Origin of the sequence: Nostoc sp. (assembly GCF_036917815.1) — a bacterium.
In the GTDB taxonomy this organism is placed as follows: domain Bacteria; phylum Cyanobacteriota; class Cyanobacteriia; order Cyanobacteriales; family Nostocaceae; genus Nostoc.
Window position 1 is genome coordinate 31,844 of the sequence record NZ_JBALEK010000088.1, and the last position, 11,618, is coordinate 43,461.

Below are 11,618 nucleotides of genomic sequence, written 5' to 3' on the forward strand. Positions count from 1 at the left end.
CACAGCATGCTGTGCCCCTACAGCGTGGTCTATTTACCTGAAAATAGCTATAAGCACCAACTAATCTAGCCCTCTATTTACGTACTAAGTTGAGCAGTTCTTTCGGAGAAGCCAGCAAGTCAATCGCTACAAAGAAGATTTTGCCTTGGGGATCTAGCAAAAACCGCCATGCAATATTCATCCCCACACTGGCACCGAACCAAGGGCTTTGAACTTTACCTGTGACTTTAACTTGGGTATAGCCATCTTCCACTGGCTCAGATATACCGCGCTCTGGGATCATCTTCAATCCCTGGCATTCTTCACGCATATAAGCGCGGATTGCTTCTTGACCAATAATCGGTCTTTCAAAGGGAGGCTGCAAAGCACCTTCGGAGGTAAACAGAGTAACCGCAGCATCAAAGTCATTGGCATTCATGTTGTTGATATAACCCAGCACCGTAGGATTGTTGATGCCCTCGATGGTGACTTTAGTCCGAAATGCTAGTGCAGTGGGAGGAGCCACAGGTTGTAAGACCTTTTTGTAACTACCGGGAGCATTGGGGTCAAATCCCATGCTAATTACGGTATTGCGTAGGATTGTGATTTGTTGACCGGAATCAGCATTGCGGATGGCTTGTAACACTTCGGCAGCTTTAGGAGAAAGTTTGTAACCTTCGGGGATAGGAGCAACGATTCCCTGGGCCATCCATTCTCCTAACTGATACCAAAAGCCCAACTTGATGTTCACGGTGAAGGATGCATAGGAACGGCAGAGGGGAGTGTCAGCACGGTTAGCCAAATCGTACATGACTTGTGTTTGAGCCTCAAAAGGCATTTGCTTAATTTGTTCGAGTAAGCCTTGTGCGAGGATCATGTTAGCTGCCCCAGGAGCAGCAACGGTAATACTTCTACCCATCTCGGTATAGGCAAACCAGAGTAATGCTAGTTGATCTTCAGCATTGAGTTGAGAGAATGATTCGACAATGGTTGGAACAACGTCAGCAACTAGGGTGCCGGGAAAAATACCTTGAGCGGACTGGATGGTAAAAGACATAGCAGAAATTCCCCAAAGAAAATTACAGTTCTATCGAATGTCAAAAATCAAATGTGCGAAGACGGAAGAAAAGCGTTTAGCTGTTAAGAAAGGCACTCAGCAGTATTTGCGTAGGGGTAGCCCCTTGTATAAATCGCTTTACCAAAGGCATAGCGATTTTATTGCCGTTGAGTTTGAATACTCGGCAACGCACATTGCAGGCTCAACTGCATAGTTATTTAGAAAGCCTTGTTCAACAGTGGTTTAACGTATTGACATTGCTTCTGTATCCATACGTAAAGAAACATAACAATTCCGTTACAAATAAGCAATACTTTCTCAGTTATAGATTAATAATTTTTATTTATGCAAATGATAAGTTTTACTGAAGTTAGATAAATGCAATTGGTGCTTTTGTGTGCATTCACTTCCAAGAGAGTAGGTGTAGCTCGTTGTAAACATCAGACCTCTTGCATAAATCAAAGAACCCCACCCCGCCAAAGCTACGCTTTGTCTCCCCTCCCGAAGAGCGGGGAGGGGGTGGGGTTTACGGACTTTTTTTTGCAAGAGGTCTATCGCACGTCTCTACATATATCAAATTTCTATCAACAATCCTTAGCTGAACCTATTTCGTCATCAAAGAGTCGGTTGTAGACATCACCTACTTCTCGCATCCGAAATACCCCACTTGCTTAGTACGGGTTCCACTACTTTTTTGTTGTGTCAAGCAGTTGCAAAAAATATTTACAATAGGTAATATTAATTTACAGATGAGATCGCCTGAGATCGCCGGACACGGTTTGATTAGATGGCTAACCAGCCTTTAGGAATTTTCTTCACTTGACAAATAAAATAATTTAGAGGCAAACTTATGAGAACCGATTTTGATTATCCAAAAAAAGATTTAATTGGATCTGTTGTTTTTAGACCTGATTTCAACAACTTTGAGACTATCAATGCAAATCAAGCTTGGTCATTGTTTTTCACTGCTGGCCAAGATGACAAGTTACTGGGACAAGAAATTGAATTCGGCAGATTTTTCACTAACCTTTTAATTGCCATTGGAGTAACTGGAACTATTTGGGCGATTTACTTCAGCCAATTGGGATAAGTAAGTTTGTTCATATCTAGTGTGTGGTAAATTTAACGGAGGTCTTGGATTTTGATACCAGGACTTCTTTTCATTTTTCAATAGATATAAAAAACTCTGTTTAGCTTTGGAAAAAATTCGATGTTAATTGGATTTATAAAACTTCCCAATTTATCACGATACTGTGGATATGTGGGCTTAGAAGTTGCACAAATTGTTTCCAAATATCTTGCAGTTCAAAGCAAAATCTATGTAATTCAAAATAGAAAGATATTGGTATCTCAACTTTTAAAGTCTGGTCTGGATTCTCATACAGCAAATCGAACTGTTACTGTACTTATATCAAGCCCGGTTTTACAATTAAGCAACAAAAACCAGTGTGCAATTAATTATATGCGAGAGTAATGATACAGGTGGGAAAAGGGATGAGGCAATACGGTTCGGTTAAGGCAAGAGACGCGATAAGAAGGGCGTGTCATCAAAAAACCTTATCCCAACCCTATTACCCCGACTTCTTAAAGAAGTCGGGGTTCTGCTTGTGGCAATTCTTACAAATCGAATTAGCTTAGTATGAATGTACTAATCACCAATCTCCAGTTCAACGCAAACAACGAATCGCCTCTAATAGACCTCTAGCTTTATTCAGCGTCTCTTCGTATTCTTTCTCTGGCTCAGAATCAGCCACCAAACCTGCACCGGCTTGTACGCTAACTGTATGATCGCGTACTACCATTGTGCGAATTGCGATCGCAGTATTTAATTGTCCTTCAAAATCGTAATATCCATACACACCGGAATAAACGCCCCGGCGACTAGACTCTAACTCGTGAATAATTTCCATCGCCCTAATTTTGGGTGCGCCGCTTACGGTACCTGCTGGGAAGGAAGCTTTCAGTAAATCCCATGCTGTTTTACCAACTGCTAATTTACCCACAACATTGCTCACAATGTGCATCACATGGGAGTAGCGCTCAACCACCATTAATTCATCAACTTTGACGCTACCATTTTGACAAACACGCCCTAAATCATTCCGCCCCAAATCCACAAGCATGACGTGTTCGGCAACTTCCTTGGGATCTTCGAGTAAATCCTTAGCGAAGGCTGCATCTTCCTGGGCGGTTTTACCCCGTGGACGTGTGCCGGCAATTGGTCGTACCGTTGCGATTACTTCACCCCGTGAATCGATTTCGGCTTTCACCATCACTTCAGGACTGGAACCGATAATTTGCCAATCTTGGAAGTTAAAGTAAGCCATGTAAGGCGAAGGATTTATCTGACGTAGGGAGCGGTAAAGGGCAAAGGGGTCGCCTGTGTATGTTGTTGATAGTCGCTGGGAAATTACTACTTGGAAAATGTCGCCTGCTTTAATATGCTCTTTGGCCTTTTCAACACTGGCACAAAAATCAGGGCGGGTAAAATTACTGGTGTATTCCTCTGCTTCTCCAGATACCTTGCTCCCTGGTGGCTTCCATTCCAGTTTGGTTTTTTGTGGCGATAGGGGTAGAGATAGCTTTTCGAGCATTTGGGTGACGCGATCGCCAGCTTGTTGATATGCTCCCTGTAAATCTACATTGGGATCGCGTAAATCAGCATAAGCGATCGCCCAAATTTTCCGCTTCACCTGGTCAAAAATCAATAGGTGGTCTACCTGCATCCACAATCCATCAGGGATATTTCGCTCATCTGGTGGATAAATTGGCACACGTGGCTCAATCCAGTTAATCAATTCATAGCCCCAAAACCCAAACAAACCGCCAATTCCTGGCGGTAGCTGTGGTAACTTCACTGGGTGATAAGGTGCTAAACATTCGGCTAAAGCTGTAAACGGGTCGCCTGCAAAAACCACCTGCGAACCATCGCGGTTTTTTTGAGTGGTGCGATCGCCCCTTGCTTCCAAAACCCACACCGGATCGCAACCTACTAAACTATAGCGTCCTAACTTTTCCCCGCCTTCTATGGATTCCAACAAAAAGCTATAGGGCTGACCTGCACAAACTTTATACCAAGCGGATACGGGCGTATCTAAGTCCGCTACCCATTCTTGATACACCGGGACAAAGTTGCCTTGTAGAGCTAGCTGAGAAAATTCGGAGAAATCGGGGAATACCATAAATAGCTAGGGGATTGGGGATTGGGGATTGGGCAATACGGTTCGGATAAGGTTTTTTCATGACAAACCCTTCGTATCACAAAGACGCGATAAATCGCCGTCTTGACAATAATCAGTCCTTTGTAGAGACGGCGATTTTTTATCGCGTCTCTCGCCTTAACCGAACTGTATTGGGGGATTGGGGATTGGATATGAGGTACAGAGTATGGGGCATTGGGAAGAATTTAGTTTATATTCTCTAGTCCCCAGTCCCTAGTCCCCAGTCCCCAGCCCCCAACCCCCAGTCCCTAGTCCCTATGCGTCGTGGGTTGCTTTACCACTGAACTTGAGTTGTGATGGATTGGGGTTTTGCCCAATGCTGCGTGGGACATAACGCACTTTTTCACGACCTTCATTCACTTTTTCGGGGAAGACACCATCAGCTGGGTGAATTAAAGTGGTTTCTCCGTTGGGCAAAATCCGGTAAATTTTGTAGTCTGTGATTTTGAGTTTCCGCAGTTGACCACCTAAAGCGATGCCTTGTTCTTTGCGGGCTAAATACAGCAGGTTTTCGCCTTTGAGCGCAGTAGCAGCACCACCTGTAGGCAATTCAAATACTTGCTCTTTTGGGCTAGTCCAAGTGATAGCGTACTTTTCTTCCACTTCTGCTTTATTTAGCAAGCCACCAGTGCTGCCAGCAAATAGCGGGGTTTGTCCAGAGAGTGTTTTTGCCATAAAGTCTATTCTCTCAACGTTTTTAGGGAATCCTAACACTGCAACCAGGATCATATTGCGATCGCGTTATAGACTGTAACAGTTTTTAGTCATTAGTCATTAGTCCTTTGTCATTTGTTAAAAATTAATCCCCCATGCCCACTTGCCCAATACCTATCTACTCTTAACTTTTGTCCGCTTTTCCTCTTGGCTATTCTGAACAATCGGGATGGTGAAGTGAAACTGACTACCCTGGTCTTTGCCTGTTGACTCTGCCCAAATTTCCCCACCCCAGCCATTAACAATTTGACGGCAAATTGCTAAACCAAGTCCAGTTCCGCCAGTGGTGCGGCGTAATGCTCCCTCTTCTTGATAAAAGCGGTCAAAAACTACTTCTAAACGATTCGGTTCAATGCCGCGTCCAGTGTCAGCTACAGTTACCTCGACCATTTGACGGCTGTTGTAAATCGCTTTAATGGTGATTTCTCCTTGGGGTGGTGTAAATTTACAAGCATTGTCCATGAGTTTTGCCAGTACCTCTACTAGCCAATCACCATCAGCTCTTACCAAAGGTAGATTTTCGGCAATTTGAGTCTTGACTTGGGGCGGCTTTTCCGTTGAGGAACGCGGGCGATTTCGGCTGAGTGATAAATCTATACACTCTTGTAAGCTGAGTGATTCTGGATGCCATTGCACCCGACCGCTTTCTAAGTTGGAAAGTGTGAGGAAATCTTGTACCAGTTTTCGCATTCGCTCTGAGTCGGAAAGAGCAGTGTTGAGCATGATTTGCTGCAACTCCAACGGCATATCCGGCTCACTAGCGAGACTTTCTAGGCAGACTTGAATGGTGGATAGGGGGGTACGCAGTTCGTGTCCGGTGATGGCTATAAGGTTACTGCGGGTGCGGTCTAGGGCTTCTAGCTGCTGATTAAGTTCTTCTAGGTTAGCGTAAGCTTCCGCTTGGATGAGAGCTGCTCCCACTTGGGTAGCGATCGCTTCTACCAAATCCAATTCCCCCGGTTGGCACTCGTGCGGTGGCATTCGGCAATAGTGTAACTCCACAATGCCCAATAATCGCCCCTGATAGAATACTGGTTCCATCAGCCAAGAACGAATGGCAAACTTTTTAGCGATGGTGGAAAGTCCTGGCGAATTGGTCACGCGAGGGTCACTCAGGGTATCACTCACACAAACACCTTCACCAAGTTCCACTATGTCCCGAAATAGGGAATTTTTCTCTAACTCCCAGGTTTGCCCACGAACAGATAAAATACCAGGAATCAAAAACTCGTGTTCAATTATGGCTTGGCTATCTGTGGCTTGAGCGCGATAAATTAAACAGCGACAAGCTTCTAGGTGTTGTCCTAATTCTTGTGCCGCCACCTGGAGAACTTCGTGAGGATCGAGCGATCGCCGAATGGCAGTACTAATGGAGTTGACTAATCGTTCTTTTCGTGCTTGGGCGGCAATGGAACGGTAGGCTTTATGCAATTTGTACTGACTAGCTTGCAAATAAGTGACTAAGCGCTGCACAAAGGGATCTGTATCGATGTCACAAGCGTATTCGTTTACTTGTTCGGCTCCAGAATGGTTTCGCCGCTCCCCGATGCCAAACCTCTGACGTGCCTGTTGAATTTTACTAGCCAGTTCTGGTCTGTAAACCAAAATCCTGTCTAACAGCAATTCGGCTGCTTTGAGGCTAACTCCCCTTTCCGATGTCCAAATTCCCTCAAATCTTCGCGCTGTGTCGATATCCAGATTCGGGCTTAGTTCCGGTATCTGCTGGTTTTTAGCAATAGAGCCAAGGTTTTCCCGGCAAACCAGACAAGTAGCGTAATTGTCAGCAATCACTATCAAATGCCACTCATGACTTAAGCCATCCGTTGGCTCAAAAGCCACTTTTTCGTAATATTCCGAACTGTTGGTAAAATCCGTTTCGGGAGCAGATAATACGTATATTTGATTACTTCGCAAGGCAAGTCGCTGGTAGCGATGAGCTTCTTGGCGGTAGAATCGCTCTCGCTGAAAACTAGCAATTACAAGGGGTTGGGCTAAAGTCCCAGCCAAAACTTGATCTTCCATCGCGTGGGAGAGCGCCGTTAGTGAAGCCTTAAAATATAGCTGGGGCCGCAAGTAGGGTAGGGACTTTAGCAGATCACTCAGCACAGAAGTCGAAATGCTCATGAATTATTGTTAAACGCTCAACCTCGACAAGATCCACGTCACAGCTGCATTGTACAAATTCCAACGGACTCTCAAGTTAAATAGACAGTTGCGATATGTAAAGAACGCTAAAAAGCGCTTTTCGCAAACCTAGGCGCAACACTTCGTTACCAACCTGACAATTCAGCAGCATCTGGAAAACCTCACTTCTATGTTCTCTCTTCCTTTAAGGAGAGAGACTTTGAATTTTCCCCCTTCCCTCCTAGGGAAGCAGGGCTGATTCATTCCCTAAAAGACCTTAATTTACAAGCGTATCAGTCAAAAAAATCAGGTTTTTAAACACTCTAATTGGGTCAAAAACCAGGCGATCGCACTTAAATTTACCGATTGAAACAGTAATTTTTCGATTACCAACTCACTAAATTTTCTGGTTGATACTCTTGACAAAATTCTGATCTGAACGAATGAAACAGCCCTGCCTAGGGAAGGGGGTTAGGGGGTTAGGTTTTTGGTGGACTTTTCCACATAACGTGAAAAGTCAGGTTACCAACTAGCAGGAATGTGTACAACTTGATTGACAACCTACTACGCCCAATATACATTCTTGACCAACTTTGCTATATACTTGCATAGATGAAATCTTTACTTACTCCGTATAAAAAATAATTCTTGTATAATTTAGATTTGCTTATTCATCAATAAGCACTGATGATTGATTGTGTAGTTCACAGGTTGGCGTAGCCCGTTGTAGACATCGCCTTTTTTGGCGAAGTTGGTTTATGCTAATTAAAGAAATTTTTTACCCAAAAATCATTAATACTACATTCACATAATTTAAATTTAATAAATAAATTAATTATCATAAATTAGTCTAATCCAATACCAAAGATATTTAAGACAAAATTGTATACTAGTATAGTAAGGAGCAAATGGTTTCTATAGCCAACAAAAATTCGTAATTTGGCATTTTTGTTGAGTATACAATATATATTGTGTTTCTGAAAGTTAAGTGACTAATGAATTATCTCAAAATCCTGAGTTTTCAGTCTTGACTTTACACTTATCAAATATAAATTTATCAAGATTTGCTTATATGGATTTGATCGCTGCTATTTTGTCAGCAGTGTGTAAGGATTATTTTGGCTCCAATGGCTCAAACGAGTTTTAGAGAGCGTCTTTTTTTCGGAAGTTGTGAGGATCAACAAGAAGCAGAGAGGATGGGGGCAGAGGAGAAACCCCATACTTAAAAGCAGGGGAAAGATAATTGACCAGATTTAGCACCTTGTGTCTCTCTAGGATACGCTGTTCTTTCTTTGCACCGCGTGTCTCGACACAAATCTTTCTTTTTTTGACCTAAATCAAAGACCGTGTGCGACTTGATCTCAAACCTAACCCCCAACCCCTTCCCTACCAGGGAAGCTACGGTGTACACACAAGTCCTTCTGACCCACTCTAACTCCCCCTTGGTAAGGGGGAGAACAGGATATTTCCCCCCAAGACATCGGGGGGATTAAGCGGGGTAAATCCAGGGTTTGGGCTTCATTACCAAGATGTGTGTACACCGTAGACAAGGGTTGGGGAGCAAAAATCAAAGCCTCTCCCCGTTTCGGGGAGAGGTTGCAAGAATAAGTAGCACATTGCGTTAAATAAATTTAGTTGCTCTGTCCCAAAGCAAGAGGATATTTATTCTTCCCCCTCTGCCTCTTGGATAAGAAAAAGACCACAAAAATATAGACCCATACACGGAACTTTGGCTAATGACACCGGATACACTAATGACCCCGGAAAAAATTTTCCTGGATGGAAAAACTTTTATTCCTGCTGAAGAATTACCTATCCCTGAGTGGCCTTGTGTTGTGAGTGAAAGATCACAACCGACACTGACGGTTAAGGATGATGACTTATTTTTTGTGACAGATACTATCGGGAATATTTCTGGCTGTTCCCTCAACGATGGCAATCCCAGCATGGGACTGTTTTGTTGTGATACAAGATTTCTCAATCGCTTGGAGTTGCAAATTGAAGGGCGATCGCCTGTACTCCTCAGTAGTACTGCTGAGAAAGGGTTTTCACTCTCAGTTTTATGTACCACCCCTAAAATCGACGATCGCCTGAAAGCCGAGACTATCGGAATTCGCCGAGAAATCGTGCTGAATGGGGCACTATTTGAAGAAATAGAAGTATCTAACTACAGCACAACCACTGTCAATTTTGAACTAACCATCAGCTTTGATGCGGATTTTGTTGATTTATTTGAAGTCCGGGGCTATGACAGAGAAAAACGAGGTCGGCTTTTACGCCTAGTAGAACCGACGGCTGAGGAAGGAACATTTTCTCTCACGGATGGCGTTTCACCAGTACCCAAAGAGTCATCCGCTTCTAGAGAGGAATCCTTAACACTCGCCTATCAAGGTTTGGATGGCTCGGTGATGGAATCCCGGATTTTATTCCAGCATCGGCAACCAGACTACTTTAAGGGTTACACTGCGGTTTGGCAGCTAGAGTTAGCTTCTCACGAAACTCAAAAGCTGGGCTACCGCGTGAATATGTTGAAAAACAACCAATCCAGTTCAACCGTCAGCGCCGCCACTACCTTAGGACAGGCGAAAGCTGCGGAGTTGATGGAGGAGCAAAACTGGGTACAACAAATTACCCGCATTAGCTCAGATAAGAATACCTTCAATCGAGTGATTGAGCGGGCTGAACAAGATATGTATTTGTTGCGCCAGTCTTTTGGGAAATATAAGACTGTTTCCGCCGGAGTGCCGTGGTTTTCCACATTATTTGGGCGAGATTCGCTGGTTACAGCTTCTCAAACCCTGATGTTAAACTCGCAAATCGCCAAAGAAACTCTGATATTACTGGCGACATACCAAGGTAAAATCGACGACGAATGGCGGGAGGAGCAACCGGGTAAGATTTTGCACGAGTTACGTTTGGGAGAAATGGCTCGTTGTCAAGAAATTCCCCATACACCCTATTACGGTACAGTTGATGCCACTCCCCTGTGGCTGATGCTCTATGCCGAACATTACGCTTGGACTCACGATCAAGAACTCCTAGAGCAACTTTGGCCGAATGCTCTAGCAGCAATGGAGTGGATCGATCGCAATAGCAAACAAACTAGCTACCTCAGTTACTTCCGTACATCCAAACGCGGTCTTGTTAACCAAGGTTGGAAAGATTCTGGCGACTGTATTGTAGACCACAAGGGAGAATTAGCCAATGGGCCAATTTCCCTCTCTGAGGTGCAAGCTTACGTCTATGCGGCAAAAACGCGCCTAGCAGAAATAGCTAGGATGAAAAAGCGGCTTGATTTGGCAGATCGTTGGCAAGAAGAAGCCAGAAGTCTTAAGGTTCGTTTTAATCGAGATTTTTGGGTGGAAAGCCAGGATTTCTGCGCTTTGGCTTTGGATGGAGATGGTAAGCCAGTAGATAGTATTACCTCAAATCCCGGTCATTGTCTACATTTAGGTCTTTTCACCCACGAAAGAGCATATAGTGTCGCCGAACGGTTGCGGGCACCAGATATGTTTAATGGTTGGGGCATTCGGACTCTGAGTAGTTTGTCACCCGCTTACAATCCAATGGGCTATCACACTGGTTCGGTTTGGCCTCATGATAACGCTCTGATTGCAATGGGATTGCGATCGCTCGGCCTTATCGATCAAGCCCTAGAAATATTCCAAGGTTTGTTCGATATGACTGAACAACAACCCTATCAACGTCCTCCAGAACTCTTCTGCGGCTACGAACGGAACGGTGATAATACTCCTGTGCAGTATCCAGTTGCCTGCACTCCCCAAGCTTGGGCTACGGGTAGTATTTTCCAACTACTGCAAATGATGGTCAACTTGGTGCCTGATGCTCAAAATAACTGCTTGCGAATAATCGACCCCGCTTTGCCAGAATCGATTAATCGCCTGTCATTTCATAATTTGCAAGTCGGCCCCACCATCCTCGATTTAGAATTCGAGCGTTCTGGTACTACTACTGCTTGTCGCGTTGCGAAAAAACGGGGCAATTTACGGGTAGTTATCGAAGCTTAGAAAGGGAGTAGGGAGTGGGTAATTTACTACTCCCTATTTTAGGGTTGGTAATATGATCTGAAATTCAGTACCCACGCTTAGTCCTACTATCTACTCCAACCAACGCACTATTAGTCTGCTTCATCGGCAGTGTGTAGAGTTCTTAAAAGCTGCTCTGTAAGCTCGATCAATTGATATACAGAATTTTGCGTAATTTGTGTAGTTTTGAAGCCATGAGCAATAGAATTACGTAATAGGAGTGAATTCATTAGTAATTGATACTGAGATTTTGAAATTACACCTTCAATTGCTAATTGCTTCACCAAATAGAGTGGATCAAATCTTTGTAAACTTAGCTCCTCCTTTTGGGCTATAAGTCTCAAAGTTGCTTCTACCAAAGACCATGAATTTGACACTCCCCGGCGTGAACGCACGGGGATTCTGTAATCTACGTCAGAATTTGCTCTAACAGGCTTGCGCCAGCTAGCGTAGAGATTCCAACTCCTACAGCGTTAC

At 44.0% G+C, this 11,618-nt stretch carries 9 protein-coding genes; 4 read left to right on the plus strand and 5 right to left on the minus strand.

Going from position 1 to position 11,618, the window contains the following annotated elements; all coding sequences use genetic code 11:
- Positions 1-73 precede the first annotated feature (73 nt).
- Positions 74-1,036, minus strand: a complete 963-nt coding sequence (locus tag V7K97_RS26610; protein WP_334803982.1) for an orange carotenoid protein N-terminal domain-containing protein — start codon at positions 1,034-1,036, stop codon at positions 74-76.
- Between V7K97_RS26610 and V7K97_RS26615 the strand changes: the two genes are divergently transcribed.
- Both V7K97_RS26615 and V7K97_RS26620 read left to right on the plus strand, forming a co-directional pair.
- Positions 1,023-1,250 (plus strand): hypothetical protein, encoded by a 228-nt coding sequence (locus V7K97_RS26615; protein WP_334803983.1) that lies wholly within the window; start codon positions 1,023-1,025, stop codon positions 1,248-1,250. The two genes, V7K97_RS26610 and V7K97_RS26615, sit on opposite strands and share 14 nt — an antisense overlap.
- A 636-nt stretch (positions 1,251-1,886) precedes the next feature.
- Positions 1,887-2,126, plus strand: coding sequence for a hypothetical protein (locus V7K97_RS26620; protein WP_334803984.1), 240 nt, complete (start codon positions 1,887-1,889; stop codon positions 2,124-2,126).
- Positions 2,127-2,703: 577 nt separating this feature from the next.
- Here the strand turns inward: V7K97_RS26620 and trpE are convergent.
- Positions 2,704-4,218: an anthranilate synthase component I gene (gene trpE, locus V7K97_RS26625; protein ID WP_334803985.1), complete on the minus strand. Its 1,515-nt coding sequence runs from the start codon at positions 4,216-4,218 to the stop codon at positions 2,704-2,706.
- A gap of 59 nt (positions 4,219-4,277) precedes the next feature.
- On the opposite strand from trpE, the gene V7K97_RS26630 reads away from it, so the two are divergent.
- Positions 4,278-4,460 (plus strand): hypothetical protein, encoded by a 183-nt coding sequence (locus V7K97_RS26630; RefSeq protein WP_334803986.1) that lies wholly within the window; start codon positions 4,278-4,280, stop codon positions 4,458-4,460.
- 52 nt (positions 4,461-4,512) lie between these two features.
- On the opposite strand, the gene V7K97_RS26635 is transcribed toward V7K97_RS26630, so the two are convergent.
- Positions 4,513-4,932 carry a photosystem I reaction center subunit II PsaD gene (locus V7K97_RS26635; RefSeq protein ID WP_334803987.1) on the minus strand — a complete coding sequence of 140 codons (420 nt, stop codon included), beginning with the start codon at positions 4,930-4,932 and terminating at the stop codon, positions 4,513-4,515.
- A gap of 153 nt (positions 4,933-5,085) precedes the next feature.
- Entirely contained in the window at positions 5,086-7,095 is a 2,010-nt protein-coding gene (locus V7K97_RS26640; protein ID WP_334803988.1) for a DICT sensory domain-containing protein, read from the minus strand.
- Between the two features lie 1,736 nt (positions 7,096-8,831).
- On the opposite strand from V7K97_RS26640, the gene V7K97_RS26645 reads away from it, so the two are divergent.
- On the plus strand, positions 8,832-11,123 hold the full coding sequence (locus V7K97_RS26645) for an amylo-alpha-1,6-glucosidase (RefSeq protein ID WP_334803989.1): 2,292 nt from the start codon (positions 8,832-8,834) through the stop codon (positions 11,121-11,123).
- Positions 11,124-11,233: 110 nt separating this feature from the next.
- Here V7K97_RS26645 and V7K97_RS26650 read toward each other — a convergent pair whose 3' ends face one another.
- On the minus strand, positions 11,234-11,518 hold the full coding sequence (locus tag V7K97_RS26650) for a hypothetical protein (protein ID WP_334803990.1): 285 nt from the start codon (positions 11,516-11,518) through the stop codon (positions 11,234-11,236).
- Positions 11,519-11,618 lie beyond the last annotated feature (100 nt).

Coding starts and splice junctions, on each gene's coding strand:
- V7K97_RS26630 (WP_334803986.1), top strand. CDS start 4,278: ATGACAAACCCTTCGTATCACAAAGACGCGATAAATCGCCGTCTTGAC.
- V7K97_RS26615 (WP_334803983.1), top strand. CDS start 1,023: ATGGTAAAAGACATAGCAGAAATTCCCCAAAGAAAATTACAGTTCTAT.
- trpE (WP_334803985.1), bottom strand. CDS start 4,218: ATGGTATTCCCCGATTTCTCCGAATTTTCTCAGCTAGCTCTACAAGGC.
- V7K97_RS26635 (WP_334803987.1), bottom strand. CDS start 4,932: ATGGCAAAAACACTCTCTGGACAAACCCCGCTATTTGCTGGCAGCACT.
- V7K97_RS26645 (WP_334803989.1), top strand. CDS start 8,832: ATGACACCGGATACACTAATGACCCCGGAAAAAATTTTCCTGGATGGA.
- V7K97_RS26640 (WP_334803988.1), bottom strand. CDS start 7,095: ATGAGCATTTCGACTTCTGTGCTGAGTGATCTGCTAAAGTCCCTACCC.
- V7K97_RS26610 (WP_334803982.1), bottom strand. CDS start 1,036: ATGTCTTTTACCATCCAGTCCGCTCAAGGTATTTTTCCCGGCACCCTA.
- V7K97_RS26620 (WP_334803984.1), top strand. CDS start 1,887: ATGAGAACCGATTTTGATTATCCAAAAAAAGATTTAATTGGATCTGTT.